The sequence below is a fragment of the Amycolatopsis sp. NPDC001319 genome (assembly GCF_042896185.1).
In the GTDB taxonomy this organism is placed as follows: domain Bacteria; phylum Actinomycetota; class Actinomycetes; order Mycobacteriales; family Pseudonocardiaceae; genus Amycolatopsis.
On record NZ_JBIAWY010000009.1, the window covers coordinates 153,228 to 168,425 of the forward strand.

The 15,198-nt window shown below is 70.5% G+C and carries 12 protein-coding genes; 6 read left to right on the plus strand and 6 right to left on the minus strand.

The genetic code is table 11. The features are described 5' to 3' along the window. The first annotated feature begins 64 nt into the window (after positions 1-64). Positions 65-865: an SDR family NAD(P)-dependent oxidoreductase gene (locus ACFY1H_RS31755; RefSeq protein ID WP_386952476.1), complete on the plus strand. Its 801-nt coding sequence runs from the start codon at positions 65-67 to the stop codon at positions 863-865. A gap of 81 nt (positions 866-946) precedes the next feature. Here ACFY1H_RS31755 and ACFY1H_RS31760 read toward each other — a convergent pair whose 3' ends face one another. From ACFY1H_RS31760 to ACFY1H_RS31770, 3 genes are read right to left on the minus strand one after another with little or no spacing between them, the layout of a single operon-like run. After that, positions 947-1,288 (minus strand): hypothetical protein, encoded by a 342-nt coding sequence (locus tag ACFY1H_RS31760; protein WP_386952479.1) that lies wholly within the window; start codon positions 1,286-1,288, stop codon positions 947-949. After that, a complete protein-coding gene (locus ACFY1H_RS31765; protein ID WP_386952481.1) occupies positions 1,289-2,632 on the minus strand; it encodes an acyclic terpene utilization AtuA family protein in 1,344 nt (447 codons plus the stop codon). A 24-nt stretch (positions 2,633-2,656) separates the two neighbouring features. After that, a complete protein-coding gene (locus tag ACFY1H_RS31770) occupies positions 2,657-4,414 on the minus strand; it encodes a CocE/NonD family hydrolase (RefSeq protein ID WP_386952484.1) in 1,758 nt (585 codons plus the stop codon). Between the two features lie 410 nt (positions 4,415-4,824). Here ACFY1H_RS31770 and ACFY1H_RS31775 point away from each other — a divergent pair, with 410 nt between their 5' ends. Then, positions 4,825-6,294, plus strand: a complete 1,470-nt coding sequence (locus tag ACFY1H_RS31775; protein ID WP_386952487.1) for an MFS transporter — start codon at positions 4,825-4,827, stop codon at positions 6,292-6,294. On the opposite strand, the gene ACFY1H_RS31780 is transcribed toward ACFY1H_RS31775, so the two are convergent. Next, complete coding sequence (locus ACFY1H_RS31780) at positions 6,263-7,117, minus strand: alpha/beta fold hydrolase (protein ID WP_386952490.1); 855 nt, start codon at positions 7,115-7,117, stop codon at positions 6,263-6,265. The genes ACFY1H_RS31775 and ACFY1H_RS31780 overlap by 32 nt on opposite strands. Before the next feature lie 472 nt (positions 7,118-7,589). Here ACFY1H_RS31780 and ACFY1H_RS31785 point away from each other — a divergent pair, with 472 nt between their 5' ends. Together ACFY1H_RS31785 and ACFY1H_RS31790 are read left to right on the plus strand one after the other, a co-directional pair. After that, a complete protein-coding gene (locus tag ACFY1H_RS31785) occupies positions 7,590-8,408 on the plus strand; it encodes an alpha/beta hydrolase (RefSeq protein ID WP_386952493.1) in 819 nt (272 codons plus the stop codon). Positions 8,409-8,479: 71 nt separating this feature from the next. After that, complete coding sequence (locus tag ACFY1H_RS31790) at positions 8,480-9,367, plus strand: alpha/beta hydrolase (RefSeq protein ID WP_386952496.1); 888 nt, start codon at positions 8,480-8,482, stop codon at positions 9,365-9,367. 66 nt (positions 9,368-9,433) lie between these two features. Here the strand turns inward: ACFY1H_RS31790 and ACFY1H_RS31795 are convergent, their stop codons facing one another. Next, positions 9,434-10,393 (minus strand): cupin domain-containing protein, encoded by a 960-nt coding sequence (locus ACFY1H_RS31795; protein WP_386952499.1) that lies wholly within the window; start codon positions 10,391-10,393, stop codon positions 9,434-9,436. 133 nt (positions 10,394-10,526) lie between these two features. Here ACFY1H_RS31795 and ACFY1H_RS31800 point away from each other — a divergent pair, with 133 nt between their 5' ends. Further along, positions 10,527-10,994 (plus strand): MarR family winged helix-turn-helix transcriptional regulator, encoded by a 468-nt coding sequence (locus tag ACFY1H_RS31800; RefSeq protein WP_386952502.1) that lies wholly within the window; start codon positions 10,527-10,529, stop codon positions 10,992-10,994. A gap of 104 nt (positions 10,995-11,098) precedes the next feature. Beyond that, entirely contained in the window at positions 11,099-13,984 is a 2,886-nt protein-coding gene (locus ACFY1H_RS31805) for an AAA family ATPase (RefSeq protein ID WP_386952505.1), read from the plus strand. 50 nt (positions 13,985-14,034) lie between these two features. On the opposite strand, the gene ACFY1H_RS31810 is transcribed toward ACFY1H_RS31805, so the two are convergent. Continuing rightward, positions 14,035-14,832: an SDR family NAD(P)-dependent oxidoreductase gene (locus ACFY1H_RS31810; protein WP_386952508.1), complete on the minus strand. Its 798-nt coding sequence runs from the start codon at positions 14,830-14,832 to the stop codon at positions 14,035-14,037. Positions 14,833-15,198 lie beyond the last annotated feature (366 nt).

Here is a 15,198-nt window from a genome sequence, read left to right on the forward strand (position 1 = left end):
AGGCCGGTCGGCGGTTGCGGCATCTTCTTCAGCTGACCGACTCCTACGAACCGGAAGGTTTTCCATGCAGGACAAAGTCGCGCTCATCACCGGGGCCGGCGGCGGGATCGGCGCGGCCTGCGCCGCGGAGTTCGCCCGGCGCGGGGCGGCCGTCGTGCTCGCCGACATCAACGGCGAGGCCGCCGAAACCCGCGCGGCCGAAATCGTCCGCGGCGGCGGTCGTGCGGTCGGCATCGAAACCGACGTCGCCGACGAGAAAGCGGTGCAGGCGATGATCGCCGAAGCGGTCGACCGGTTCGGCCGCCTCGACATCCTGCACAACAACGCGGCGGCGACCTTCGCGTCGCAGCAGGACGACGATCTGACCACAATGGACGCGGACCTGTGGGACCGGTCGCTGGCGGTCAACCTGCGGGGACCCATGCTGGGCTGCAAATACGTGATCCCCGTCATGATCGAGGCCGGGGGCGGGGTCATCGTCAACACCTCCTCAGGATCCGGCGTGATCGGTGAACCGACGCGATTCGCCTACGGAGCCTCGAAAGCGGGGCTCAACTCCCTCACTCGCTCGGTCGCCGCCCGCTACGGCAAGCAGAACATCCGGTGCGTGGCGGTCATGCCGGGAATCACGTTGAGCGAGCAGGGACTGGAAGCGCTGAGCGGTACTCACTGGCTCAGGATGATGACCCGCCACCACACCACCCCCCGGCTCGGGCACTTCGACGACATCGCCAAGTTCGTCGCCTTCGTCGCTTCCGACGACGCCGGATTCATCAGCGGCAGCGTGCACGCCGTCGACGGCGGCGTCCTGAGCGTCGCGCCGTATGCCGCCGACATGCGCGAGTTCGGCACACAACCCTTCTGAGCACAGTCAACCCGAGGAGACCTGGGGCCATGACGAGGCAGAACTGCGCCGCCGTCGGCAACCGCGGGATCTTCGAGGAAATCACCAGTTCATGGCGAAGCGGGCCGGATCGAGGGTGACCGGTTCCGGGACGACCATCTCCAGCAACGACGAGGACAGGCTCTTGCCGTGCGCGTCGAGATCGGGTGCGCGGGTGACCCCGGTCAGCGCGTCGCGCAGAACGAACTTCAGTGCGAAGAGCTGCGGCACCTCGTATCGCTCCACCTCGCCGAGGGCGAGGTCCGCGAAGTGCTCGCGGACGCGCTCACCGGTCACGTACCGGCGCAGATGCGCGTAATGGTGCGGCCGGTAGGCGACGAGTGTGATGTCCGAGGTCGTCCCCTTGTCGCCGGCGCGAGCGTGGGCCAGCAGGTGCAACAGCATTCATGCCTCCACAATGGACACTTCGGTACGGACGGCGTGCCTGGGCAAGAGTGCCGACGCGATCGCCACGACCGGTTCGGCTCGCCGGGTCGCGCCGCCTCCGCCGGCCGGGCCGTTGAGCCACAAGGCGCTCACCTCGCGGCCGAGGTACTGGGCCGCGTCGAGTGAGCTGGTCCGGCCGGCGACGCGAACGCGCACCTCGCGCGGATCGGCGACGTCCACCCGCGGCCCGCGCAGCACGGCGTCGACCCCGATCAACTCGTACCGCAGGTCCGCGCCGGAAAGACCGGCGGTCGTGAGCCGCTCCCGGACGATGTCGAGAGCCAGCCGGCCGCGGGCGACCGCGTTCGGTCCGGCGTAGGAGATTTGGCCTTCACCGAGGAAACCGTCGAAGTAGCCGACCGAGACCTTCAACCGGTCCGGGCGCGCACGACCCGTGGCGCCGGTGACCTGGACCCGGTCCGTGCCCAGCTCACACAGGCGGACACCGGAGAAATCCGCGACGGCGTCGGGACAGACGTAGGCGGCCGGATCGTGCACCTCGTACAGGAGCTGCTCGGTGCAGGTGCGCACGTCGACGAGGCCACCCGAGCCGGCGACCTTGGTGACGACGAAGGTGCCGTCGGCCTCGGCGACCGCGAGGGGGAAGCCCAGCCGCGCGAGGGCCAGGACGTCCTTGAATCCGGGGTCGGCGAAATAGCCGCCCGTGACCTGAGCCGCGCACTCGAGCAGGTGGCCGAGGCAGAGCCCCTTGCCGATCCGGTCCCAGTCGTCCAGGGCCCAGCCGAACTCGTGGACCAGCGGCGCGAGGTACAGGGACGGATCCGCCGTACGGCCGGTGACGACCACGTCGGCGCCTTCGGCGAGCGCGCGGACGATGCCCTCGCAGCCCAGGTAGGCGTTGGCGGAGACCACATTTCCCAGGGAGGAGACCGACCCGGGCCGGTCCAGCAGCGGAAGGTCCTCGGCGGTGACGAGGGAAAGGACGTCGTCACCGGTCACCGCGCCGACCCGCAGGCCCGCGAGGCCCTCGTGCCGCGCGATCTCGACCACGACGCGAGCGGCCTCGAGCGGATTGGCCGCACCCATGTTCGTGATGATCTTGGTGCCGATGGCCGCACAGGTCGCCAGCACCGCCCGCATCCGGTCGGGGGGCCATTCGTGGTAACCGGCCAGCGGGTCGCGTGACCGCTCCAGCTGGGCCAGGGCGATCGTGCGCTCCGCGAGGCATTCGAAGACCAGGTAGTCGAGTTCACCCCGCTCGGCGAGCTCGACCGCCGGCTCGATCCGGTCGTCGGCGAAGCCGGCACCCGAGCCGATCCTGACCGTTCGCCTGGACGCCATCCTGCACACCTCCTGTGCGGTTCGCTAGCGGGGGATGATCGGCAGCACGACGCGGCTCGGACAGGCCGCCGTCCGGTGGACCGTCTGGCGGGCCGTGCGCAGGTCTTCGTTCGTGTCGGTTCCGAGCGGGTTTCCCGTGTTGGGGTTGGGTTCCCATTCGGGGTAGCTGCTGGAAGAGACGTAGACGCCGACGCGGTGGCCCGGCGCGAGCACGATGCTCGTCGCGGCGAGGTCGAGGGTGAAGTGGTAGACCGCGCCGGGTTCCAGCGGCGTCGCCGGGAGCTGGTGCCTCGCCCGGACCGCACCCTCGCAGAGGTTGAGGGCGCGACCGTCGGGGTGCACGTCGAGGAGGACCGCGGTGAAATCGGTGTCCGGGGCGTCGGTGGAGGCCCACAGGTCCATGGTGACCGGGCCGGTGAGCTCGAGTTCCTCCGTGAGCTCGGCCGACAGGTAGGTCAGCACGTCGCCGCGGGCGAGGTTGGGCCGTTGGTCGGCCGGGCCCGCGACTTCGCCGCCACTGCCGAGCAGGCGTCCTCCGATGGTGGGGACGGGATCGCGCGGGTCGTAGGTGAAGGCGTCCGCGCCGGTGTCCGCGGTGGGGCGCCGCGGGTCGAGCACGGCGCCGTCGTGGAGGTAGAACGGGGTGAACTCGGTTCGGGCCAGGGGCCATTCGGCTTCGTCCCGCCACTCGTTGCGCCCCATCACGAACAGTCGGACCGGCGCCGTGTCGTCGGGTGCGCCGTCGAAGTGCCGGCGGAACCACCGGGCGCGGACAGCGGTGATGTCGATGGCGGCTTCGGGACCGAAATCGACCTCACCGACGAGGTGCACCGTCGGGTGCCAGTGGTCCCAGGGACCGATGATCAGCCGCTGCGCAGCACGCGCGGCGGCGGTGGGCGCCTGCCGGCGCATGCCGGTGTAGTGGCGGAGCGTCGCGCCGAGGTGGATGTCGTACCAGCTGCCGATGTGGAGCGCGGGCAGGTCGATCCCGCTGTAGTGCGTGGTGGGATTGTGCCGGAGCCACGTGGAGTCGTCGCGGGATTCGTGGTCGAACGCTTCCTCGAGCCACCCGGCCCGGCCGTGCCACAGCGGGTTGTCGCGGAACGGCCGGGTGCGGAAGATCTCGTCCAGCGCGGTGGCGGCCGCCGCGCGGGCCTGCCGCCGCTGTTCGGGATCGCCGGTGGCGACGGCACTGTGCAGGCCGAGGGTGACGCTGCGCAGATGCGCCGGCCGCGCGTCGTCGATTCCCCATTCCTCGGCCATTTCGGAGATGACGTGCGCCGTCCAGCCGACTCGCAACGCGAGCCGGAAGGTGCCGCCCGCGTCGAAGGTGCCTTCCCAGTAGTCCGCGGCGCAGGCTTCAGGGGCGATCACTTCGAGGTGCGGCGGGCGCGTCTGGGCGGCCAGCCATTGGGTCGACCCGCCGTAGGACTGGCCGAACATGCCGACCCGCCCGTCGGACCACGGGCGGCCGGCGGCCCATTCCACGGTGTCGTAACCGTCTTCGACGTCGGAATGGACGTAGGACCACGTGCCACCGGAGCCGAAGCGGCCGCGGCAATGCTGGACGAGCACCGCGAAACCCGCCGCGGCCAGCCGGTGCGGGTTCAGTGCCGCCGTCACCATCGAGGGGCTGTAGGGCGTCCGGGAAATCAGCACCGGATGGCGATCGGGTTCCGCCGGGCGCCACAGGTCGGCGCGGAGCAGTACGCCATCGCGCATGGGTATCCGGATGTCGTGTTCGGTGATCACCAGCGGCGTCGGCGGTGCGGTGGCGGTCATGGGCCGGCTGCTCCTTCGGGTCTGACGTCGGTGTCCGGGTGCCCGAGGGCGTCGGCCGAGGCTGCTCCTCGACGTCGTCGAGCGTGCGGACGAGCGTAGATCCGGAGTGCGTGGCCATCGGCCGATTCCGCCGAAGCGCTCATCGAGGGCCGAGCTCGCTTCGCAAACGACCAAGGCCGGGTGTCAACGGGGCCGAACGATCACCGGCCGTTCGCAGCGGCCGCCGCGCGGTCGTGAACGCGGTCCGGCGGCCACCTCGGCGAGCGTTTCCGAAGAACGATCAGCGAACCGGCTCCCTCGACCTACCTTCTGTGGACGCCGCGGCACGCGTGGGTCCCGTTCGCAGGACGACGCAGCAGCCGCGGCGCTCTCCCTCCACGCGGACCACGATCGGAGCTCCCGTGAACGAAATGACGACGGCAGCGTCGCCGTCGACGACCGCTTCCCCGCACCGCGGCTCAGTCCGGCGCGCGGTGGGAATGCTGGTGGTCGTCGAGATGGTGAGCGGCCTCATCCAGGGCATGACCCCGTCACTGATCCCGCAGATCGGCAAGCAGTTCGGCATCGTGGCGGCGGACCTCAACTGGATCGCGTCGATCCAGCTGCTCGCCGCGTCGATCTCGGTGCCGATCGTGAGCCGCCTCGGTGATCTCTACGGACATCGCCGGCTGATGAGGTTGTCCTTGGCCTCGGCCCTGATCGGGGCGGCACTGTTCGCCTACGGTCCCTCGTTCCCGGTGATGCTGCTGGGGCAGGTGTTCCTCGGCCCGGTCGCCGCCCTGCTGCCGCTGCAGCTCGGGATCGTGCGCAGCCGGTTGGACAGCACCAGGGCGCGCAGCGCCATCGGCTTCCTCGCCGCCGCGGCCATGATCGGCGGCACCGCCGGGTTCGAAGTGGGCGGGATCGTGCAGGCGACCACGAACGACGTGCGCGCCACGCTCACCGTTCCGGTTCTGCTCGCCGTTCTCGGCCTCGTGATCGTGTTCTTCTTCGTGCCGGAGAGCGCCGTCCGGGCCCGCGGCAACGTGGACTGGGCCGGTGCGCTGGCCATCAGCGTCGGACTGGGCTCACTGCTGTGGGTTCTCGGCGGAGCGAGTGGCCGTCCGCTCGCGATGACCGTCGGGCTGCTCGCCGGATCCCTTGCGGTGCTGGCCCTGTGGGTGGTGATCGAGCTGAGGAGCGATCATCCGCTCGTCGACGTGCGCGCGCTCGTGCGGCCGCAGCTTCTCCGCTGGTACCTCGCGGCGATCACCCTCGGCCTCGCGCTGATCGGCTCGCAGACGGTCGGCTTGACGTTCCTCTCCGCGGATCCCGCGAAGGTCGGATACGGGCTGAAACTCCCGCCCATCGTCCTCGCCCAGGTACTGGTGGTCGCCGGTTTGGCCGGGGGAGCGGGCGCGTTGCTGATGTCCCGGTTGAGCCGCGCCATCGGGGGCACCCGCACCGCGGTCGCGGGCATCGTCGTCGACGTGGTCGTGCAGATCGTCTTCATCGTGCAGCACGAGTCCACTGTGCTGTTCGTGGTGCTGACTCCGCTCTCGACGCTGGGCACGTCGCTGGCGTTCGCCGCGCTCCCGGCGATGATCGCCGAGCACAGCCCCGCCGACGAGATCGCGGTGGCCACGGGGATGTACAACACGACGCGAGCCATCGGCGGCAGCCTGGGCGGGGCGGTGTTCACCTTCGTCCTGTCCAGCATCACCTTGCCCGGCACGAGAATCGCCGGCGAAGGGGCCTACGTTCTCGCCTGGACGATCTGCGCGGCAGCGGGCGTCCTCACGATCGGTTTCCTCGCTCTCGTCGGCCGCAGGAGCCGCCGGGAACAGCGCGACTCGTTCGTCGGCGTGGTCACCAGGTCGCCGGTGCGCGGTCCGCGATGACGTCCGCGACGCGGGCCGGTGCCGACAGGAACGCCGAATGTGCCGTGGGCAGCTCGACGACCGTCGTGGGGTTCGTGGGGAACGCCGTGTCCGCCTGAGTGATGAAGAGCCGCTGCAGCCCCGCCGGAATGGTGCGGTCCTTTGTGCACACCACGTACGTGCGGGGAATCGATCCCCAGCCCTGTTCGGTCAACGTGGTGCTCTCGGCGACCATGGCCAGCGGCGCGTCGCAGCTGAGCAGAGCGGTCGCGGCCGCCGCTCGTGAAGGTTCGACGTCGCCGTAGAAGGCTTCCCGGATGGCCGACTGGGCCTCGGGATCCGGGCTGCGGTGGTCGATCCGCAGCGCGCCGATGGCCGCCGGGTCGCCGACCGGCAACTGCATGAACCGGTTGTCCCGGCCCTCGGGCAGCGCCGGGTAGCCGAGGCACGGCGTGTTCGAGGCCGGCATGTACGCGGCCAGGTACACCATGTGCGCGACGAGCCCGGGCTGCCGTTCGGCTGCCCGGGTCAGCACCGCACCCCCCATGCTGTGCGCGACCACGCAGACCGGCTTTCCCTTGCCGACGCTGTCCAGCTGCGTCACCAGAAGGTCGGCGGCGGCGTCCAGCCCGACCCCCGAGACCGGCGACGGCTCCGTGGCGTAGGCGACGGGGTCGAACGGACGCCGGGCGGCCGACGCCGGAGACGCCGCGTGCAGGCCGTGCGCCGCCATGTCGACGGCGACCGCGGTGCGGCCCCGCCCGGCCAGCTCGGCGATCACGTCCGTCCAGGCCCACGCTCCGTGGTAGAAGCCGTGCAGCAGAACGACCGGCTCGTTCGACATGAATCCTCGCTCTCGACGCGGGGGCGCGGGTGTTCCGCCGCAAGGTAACGGATTCGGGACCGTCGCGGGCACTGTCATCCGACTGTCGCCGCCTTCGCGGTGGGCGGACGTGGTGCCCTGCCCGGTTTAAGCCAAGTGACTGTGCACAGGCCCGCGGCTCGTCTTGACCGCGGCCGGGGGATGCGGAAGGGCACCCGGGAGAGCTGGAACGGCCGCGCGCCTCGAAGCCCGACCGGCCGGCGCGACACCGACAGCTGTTGAACGACTGTCCGAGGCGGCGTGCCGGCGTCGATTCCCGGTGGCCATCCGACAGAAGCGGACGAGCGGAGCGGCACCGGATCCTGAGAACCGCCGCGGGCGCGTGCTGGGCCCGCATCGAGGCGGCTTTCGAGGAGCGCCGGCCGGGCCTGCTCCGGTGAGGACGGTGTCCGGTTCAAGTCCTGTTCAAGTCCTGCTCAAAGGAAAGATTCGCATGACTGATTTCTCTGCCCACGAGGCCGACACGATCGTGCTCGTTCACGGCCTCTGGGTGAACCCGCGCAGCTGGGAGGGGTGGAAACACCATTACGAGGCTCGGGGATACCGGGTGTTCACCCCGGCCTGGCCGGGGCTCGACCGCGAGGTGGAGGAGCTCCGGCGTGATCCCGCGGGCATCGCGGGCGTCGGCCTTCGCGAGGTGGTCGACCACTACCAGAGCGTCATCCGCTCGCTGGCCCGGCCGCCGATCATCATGGGCCACTCGTTCGGCGGCACCATCGTGCAGCTGCTGCTCGACCGCGGGCTGGGCCGCGTCGGCGTCGCCATCGACTCGGCAGCCGTCAAGGGCGTCCTTCCGCTGCCGCTGTCGACGCTGAAGTCGACCTGGCCGGTCCTGGGAAACCCGGCCAACAAGAACAAAGCGGTTTCGCTGACGCCCGAGCAGTTCCACTACGCCGTCACCAACACGCTCACCGAGAGCCAGTCCGCCGCCCGCTACGAGCGGTACGCCGTGCCCGGCTCGGCCCGTGTGCTCTTCCAGGGGGCGTTCGCCAACTTCAACCCCCGCGCCGTGACCCGGGTCGATTTCCGCAAGCGCCAGGCCCCGCTGCTGTTCATCGCCGGGGAGGCCGACCACCTCGTTCCGCCCAAGGTCAACAAGGCCAACTGGCGTCTGTCGCGCAAGTCCGCGGCCGTCACCGAGTACCAGGAATTCCCCGGGCGCTCGCACTTCATCATCGGCCAGGACGGCTGGCAGGAAGTCGCCGACTACGCGCTGAACTGGGCCGAGGAGCACGCCCCCGCCCGCGTGTGACCCACCACGAACCCCCGCGGACAGACCTGTCCGCGGACCGCAGTGACAACCTTTTCGAACAAGGAGAAACCGTGCGTAAACGTCGTGTTTTCCGCTCCGCCGTCCTCGGCGTGACCGGGATCGCCCTCGCCGCCGGCGTAACCACGCTGGCGTCGGCCGCACCATCCCCGCAGACCGCGCCTGCCGCGCTTTCGCACCCTGCGACCGCGGCTCCGAAGCCGACGATCGTCCTCGTCGACGGAGCCTGGTCGAACTCCCAGAGCTGGGGCGATGTGACCAGGTCCCTGCAGGCGGCCGGCTACCCGGTCGTCGCCCCGCCGACGGCCCTGCGCAGCCTCTCCGGCGATTCCGCCTTGCTGGCCTCCTACCTCAAGACCATCCAGGGCCCGGTCGTCCTGGTCGGGCAGTCCTACGGTGGAGCCGTCATCACCAGTGCCGCCACGGGCAACCCCAACGTCAAGGCGCTGGTCTACATCTCGGCCTTCGAGCCGGACACGAATGAAAACGTCACGACCCTGACCGGGCAATTCCCGGGCAGCCACATCAGCACCGATCCCACCGCGGTCCCTCCCACCGCGCTCAGCCCCGTCCCCGTTCCCTACCCCAACCCCGCCGGCGATCCCGAGATCGAGCTGTACGCCAAGGCGGCCCAGTACCGGGACCTGTTCTTCAGCAACCGCGTCTCCGCGGCCACCGCCGCGGAACTCGCCGCCACGCAGAACCCCGTCGCCTCGACGGCCCTGGGCGAGAACCTCGCCGGCGAGCCGGGCTGGAAGACGATCCCCTCGTGGACCCTCGTCTCCACCGCCGACCACTTGATCCCCCCGGCCGCCGAGCGCTTCATGGCCACTCGCGCCCACTCCCACATCGTCGAGGCCAACACTCCCCACGCGGCACAAGTGACCAACCCGGGGATCGTCGTCAACCTCATCGAACGGGCCGTCGCGGGCACCCGGTGACGTGAACCGGACGACACCGCCGGCCAATTCGGCGGTGTCGTCCGGTGTCGTCCGGTACCGGCCGATTTATTCCGGCGTTCGTTCGGCGGAATCAGAACCGGCCCCGCCGCGCCACGCCCGTGGCGAACTGCCGTAGGCACGGGAAAAGGCGCGGCTGAAGGCGGCTTCGGAGGTGTAGCCCACGCGGGCCGCGATCCGGCCGACCGGGTCGGCCGTGCCGCGCAGCAGGTGCGCCGCTTGGCCCAGCCGGCACCGCAACACGTACGAACCGGGCGTTTCCCCGACCGACTCGGCGAACCGCGTCGCGAACGCCGAACGCGACAGCGACGTGAGCCGCGCCAGCTCGTCGACGGGCCAGTCACGGCCGGGGTTTCGGTGGATTGCCGTGAGGACCGGTGCGAGCACCGGGTCCAACGCCGCCGTCAGCCAGCCGGCGTGGCGCACATCGCCGGACGCGGCCCAGGTCCGCAGCGACCAGATGAAGAGCAGATCGAGCGCTCGCGACACCATCACGCGGGCGCCGGGTGCCGAGCGAATCACCTCGGACACGAGCAACTCCCGGATGGGCAGCAGCCACCCCGCCGATCGCTCGTCGCCGCGGATCACGATCGCCGCGGGCAGAACATCGAGCAGCGGCGCGGCGACGACCGTCTCGACGAGGAACTCCCCGGTCACCCAGCTCGCGTCCGGCGACGCTCGGACGACGTGGGCGTCACCCCGCGCGAGCAGCACCAGGTCCCCGGTGCCCAGTTCCGCCGCGTTTTCGCCCGCGACCTCGACGCTGATCCCGCCCTCCTCGACGATGTGCAGCACCCTGGCCCCGGCCGGGTGGCGCTCACGCGGGCTCGACCGGCGTCGCACATCGCCACCCTGCAGGTGAATCGCCTGCAACACGTCCGAGAGCGCATCGTGCTCGCCGTAAGCCGGCGGCTCTGGAGAATCGGCAAAGTCTTCCGGATCTTGAGTCATGTTTTTACTTCGACCTCCTTCTAGGCTGCGACGCTGAACGCGCGAGTGGTTCCGCACGACCGGATCCCGGCGCTCCCGGCCAAGGAGGCAACCGCCATGATGTCTGCCGAGTGGACCATATGACATCGGATCATCTGATCGCATCTGATCCACGCTTGGATGATCCGGATGCGGATGATACGTTCGCGCGGTGTCTCCGAAGAGCGAGCGCCGCGACCCGTTGCCGCCACCCGACGCCGCCTCGGCGATCGGTGACCTGACCTGGCTGGCCCACCGCGCGGCGGCAGCGCTCGGCGACGCGTTCAACGAGGTCTCGCGGGATGCGGGGCTGGCCGATCTGCGCGACTGGCTCGTTCTCGAACTGATCAGCACCGGTCCGGAGCGGACGCAGCTGGAGATCGCGACGGAGCTCGGTGTCGACAAGACCACGCTGGTGTCGATCCTCGACCGGATGGAGCGCGACGGGCTCGTCGTCCGCGAACTCTCCGCTCGGGATCGGCGGGTGCGCATTCCGAGGGCAACCTCGAAAGGCGTCGAGGTGAAAGACCAGGTCGCCATCGCTCGCGACACGGCGATCACGCGTCGCCTGTCCTCGATCCCCACCCGTGACCACGCCAAGTTTCACGCGATGCTCTGGAGCATCGTCCAAAATTACTGAGCACCCGAACGCGGAACCACTGCTTCAGCGCCACGTCTGCACAACGGCTGACGTCGGCACTCCGCGCGGCCGGAGTGAAGGATCGCCTACGTTGACAGCCAGAAGTGAGCACCGGCGAATCGCTTGTGGACAGTCCGGCCCGCGAGGTCGCGCACCAGGCCGGGAATTCCGGACGGCCCGCGTGGGCGGGGGAGCGTGATCCGGTGGGCGACAACGGACTTTTCGAACACGGTGGTGTCGATTCCCTGGTGGGACGCGGCGTGGCGCTCGAGAGGATCCGCGGGTTCCTCGCCGCCACGGATCGCGGTGGGGCGCTGCTGTTGTCGGGCGCGGCGGGGGTGGGCAAGACCGTTCTGCTCGATGCCGTGGCCGAAGCCGCGGTCGCGAGTGGCTCGCGGGTCCTGCGGGCCGCCGGCGTCGAGTTCGAGGCCGACGTCAGCTATTCCGGGCTGAACCAGGTGCTTTTCCCCCTCTACGAGGCGTTCGGCGAGCTCGACCCGCCGCACGCCGATGCGCTGCAAGTCGCCCTGGGCTTCGGGAGCGGAGCACCGCCGGAACGGCTCGTCGTGTCGAACGCGAGTCTCATGCTCCTGCGTCACGTGGCCAAAGCCGGCCCGCTGCTCCTGATCGTCGACGACCTGCCGTGGCTCGATCGGGCCAGCGCCGCCGTGCTGGGCTTCGTCGCCCGCCGGCTCAACGGCACCCGCGTCACCTTCCTCGGCGCCATGCGCTCGGGAAGCGAGACCTTCTTCAACCACGGCGGCCTGCCCGAGTACGAGGTGCCGCCGTTGGACGGAGAATCCTCGCAGCTCCTGCTCAACACCCGGTTCCCGACCCTGGCGGCTCGCGTGCGTCAGCGCCTGCTGTCGGTGGCCGAAGGGAACCCGCTGGCTCTGCTCGAGCTGCCCACGGTGCTGAGCGGGGAGCAGCGCGTGGCGCTGGAGAGCCTTCCCGCGATCCTCCCGCTCAGCCAGCGGCTCCAGGCGCTGTTCCTGTCCCGGGTGTCCGCCCTCTCCCTCGCCGCGCGGCGGCTGCTGCTGCTCGCGACGCTGGAGGGAACCGGCAATCTCGCGGTCCTGCAGGCGTCGGCACGCCAGGCCGGCTACGAGTCCGACCTCGAAGACCTCGCTTCGGCCGAGCAGGACCGGCTGGTGGCTTTCGACGAAGGCACGCGCCGGCTCGTGTTCCGGCACCCCTTGATCCGGTCGGCGGTGGTGGATGCCTGCACGAGCGCCGAGCGCCGGGCGGCCCATCGAGCGTTGGCCCACGTGCTGGTGAGCCAGCCCGAGCGGCGGGCCTGGCACCTCGGCGAGGCTTCCGTCGAGCCGGACGAGCAGGTGGCCGGCCTGCTGGAACAGGCGGCCAGAAGCATCGCGGCCCGCGGAGACGCCGTCGGAGCGGTCGCGGCGCTGGTCAGGGCGGCCGATCTGAGCCCGCACAGCTCGAACCGCGCTCGCCGCCTCGCCGAGGCCGCCTACATCGGCGCCGATGCGACCGGGCAACTCCGCAACGCCTCGGAACTGCTCGAAGATGCCCGCCTGGCCGACCCGGAGCTGATCGGCTCCCTCCACTTCGCGGCCGCCGCGGTCTTCTTGATCATCAACGGCGACGGGGACATCGACACCGCCCACCGGCTGCTGACCGGTGCCATCGAAGCCGGTGTGCACCGCTACGACGCCAAGGACGGCGCCCTCATCGAGGCGCTCCACCTGCTGGTGCTCCTCTGTTTCTTCAGCGGCCGCGCGGAGCTGTGGGTGCCTCTGTACGCGACGCTGCGACGCCTGCGACCGGAGCCGCCCGCCCTGCTGTCCGTGGCCGCCAAGACCTTCTCCGACCCGGTCCGTTCCGGTGCGGGGGCGCTGGCTCAGCTGGACTCCGTTCTCAGTGACCTGCAGAAGGAAACCGACCCCGGCCGGATCGTCCGCGCCGGCACCGGCTCGCTCTACCTCGATCGCCTGGCCGATGTCCGCGAGCCGTCGTGGCGAGTCGTCTTCCAAGGGCGAGACGGTGGTCCGCCGCGCCGGCACGTCGGCGCGCTGATGCACCTGTGCCTGGACGACTACCTCACCGGCCGGTGGGACGAATGCCTGGACCTGGCCGACGAGGGAACCCAGTTGTGCCAGGACTCCGGGTACCACTTCTTCACCTGGTACTTCTGGTACTGCCGAGCCGTCGTCTCCGCGGCCCGCGGCGACGACGAAGCGGTCGACCGGCTGACCGACCAGATCATCCGCTGGGCCACGCCCCGGGGAGTGGGGGCGGCACTGCACTACGCCCGGCACGTCCGCACCGTCGCCGAATCCGGCCGCGGTGACTTCGAAAACGCTTACCAGAACGCGACGGCGATCAGCCCGGCCGGCACGTTCGCCTCCCACGTGCCGCATGCGTTGTGGGTGGCCTTGGACGTCGTCGAAGCCGCGGTGCGGACCGACCGGCCGAGCGCCGCCGCCGCTCACGTACGCGCCATGCAGGAAGCCGGCATCGCCGCGCTGTCCCCGCGGCTCAGCCTGCTCGCCGCCGGTTCGGCGGCGTTGTGCGCCATCGACGACGACGAGGCGGTGCGCTTGTTCGAGGAGGCGCTGGAGATCCCGGGCGTCGACCGGTGGCCTTTCGACCTGGCCCGCGTCCACCTGGCGTACGGGGAGCGACTGCGCCGCGCGCGGGCGAACGCCGACTCCCGGGAGCCGCTGCGCCTGGCCCACGACGCCTTCACGCTGCTCGGCGCCGGCCCCTGGGCGGATCGTGCCGCGAAGGAACTGCGGGCCACCGGATGGGGCGCACCGAGAACCACCGCGAGCGGAGACGTGCTCACGCCCCAGGAACGGGAAATCGCGGATCTCGCGGCGTCCGGCTTGAGCAACAAGCAGATCGCCGAGCGCCTGTACCTGTCGCACCGGACCATCGGCGCGCACCTCTACCAGATCTTTCCCAAGCTCGGGATCACTTCCCGAGCGGCACTTCGCGACGCCCTCGCGGCCCTGGAGGAATGACGCCGCCACGGTGCGCAACGCCGAGTAGCCGGATCGCCCGTCCACCGGGCTTACCACACGGCGCCCTCGCCGGATCCGGCGTCGGGCCGAGCGGGAACGATCCTCAGTGGACGGGTGCCCTTGGGGCTGCCGACGACGGCCGCGATGGCCTGCGCCGCGAGGGCGACCCCCGCGCCCGTGAGCGCCCGCGCGGCCAGCTTCGAGTCCACCTGGTGGACCAGGCCGGGGTATCGGCCTTCGTACGCCTGAACGGTCTCGGTGTCGTCCGGGTGGACGGTGCGCACGTGCGGGCCGTTCTCGGGGACCAGGAAACCCGGGACGACGATCGTGGTCTCGACCCCGAACTCGGTCAGTTCCCGGGCGTAACTGCCCGCGAGATGGTCGATCATCGTGACGACTTCGGAGTGCAGCGCGAGGTAGGGCGCGTCCTCGGTGTCGTGGTTCGCGGGCACCACCCAGACCAGGAGGCCGTCCTGCCGCTCCCGCATCCGCGGCAGCACGGAACGGTTGACGCGCTGGGTGGACAGCACATGCGCGTCGTAGATCTGCGCCAGCTGGTAAGGGGTGAAGGACTCGAGCGGTCCCCGGGGCACCGGGCCGACGGCGTGGACCACCGCGTCGATCCGCCCGGCTTCGGTCAGGATGTCACCGACCGCGGTCGAGACCGAGCGCTGGTCGGCCACGTCCAGCGAAATGGGGCGCACGCCGGTCCCGTGCTCGCTCGGCTCGGCAAGGCGGGCGGCCGGGCCGATCCCCGCGTATGCGGTGTGGCCTGAACCGGCCAGCGCACGGGCGGTGGCGGCTCCGAGGTCACCGGAAGCCCCGGTAACAAGGACGATCTTCGACATGCTGCTCCTCGTCACCCTTCGGCAGATCACGGACGCGGCGCGGCGACCGAGAACGGTCGGCACCGGCCGGCTCACCCTCGCCGGCCCACACCCGGCTGTCCCCTCAGTGTCGGCACGACGGAATCCCTTCGCATAGGTCGAATGACTGCCGGCGAGACTGCGGCTCGGTGATCCGGCCCTGAGCACGTGAAATGCGCGGGCGGTGCCGTCGTCCCGCCTGCGCCGACCCGCGCGCAAAGCGGTGGCACGGAGGAATGACTGCCTGGCGCGGAATGCCGCACTGCCCGGCGGTGGTCTTCCGACGGAAGCGGCTGCCTTCCGATCCCGGCGAGGCTGTCGAACAGCGCCTGGAGGCGAATTCCTCTC

Bases quoted from the DNA above. Each gene is read 5' to 3' on its own strand.
- ACFY1H_RS31775 (WP_386952487.1), top strand. From the start codon at position 4,825: ATGACGACGGCAGCGTCGCCGTCGACGACCGCTTCCCCGCACCGCGGC.
- ACFY1H_RS31785 (WP_386952493.1), top strand. From the start codon at position 7,590: ATGACTGATTTCTCTGCCCACGAGGCCGACACGATCGTGCTCGTTCAC.
- ACFY1H_RS31765 (WP_386952481.1), bottom strand. From the start codon at position 2,632: ATGGCGTCCAGGCGAACGGTCAGGATCGGCTCGGGTGCCGGCTTCGCC.
- ACFY1H_RS31755 (WP_386952476.1), top strand. From the start codon at position 65: ATGCAGGACAAAGTCGCGCTCATCACCGGGGCCGGCGGCGGGATCGGC.
- ACFY1H_RS31770 (WP_386952484.1), bottom strand. From the start codon at position 4,414: ATGACCGCCACCGCACCGCCGACGCCGCTGGTGATCACCGAACACGAC.
- ACFY1H_RS31760 (WP_386952479.1), bottom strand. From the start codon at position 1,288: ATGCTGTTGCACCTGCTGGCCCACGCTCGCGCCGGCGACAAGGGGACG.
- ACFY1H_RS31780 (WP_386952490.1), bottom strand. From the start codon at position 7,117: ATGTCGAACGAGCCGGTCGTTCTGCTGCACGGCTTCTACCACGGAGCG.
- ACFY1H_RS31810 (WP_386952508.1), bottom strand. From the start codon at position 14,832: ATGTCGAAGATCGTCCTTGTTACCGGGGCTTCCGGTGACCTCGGAGCC.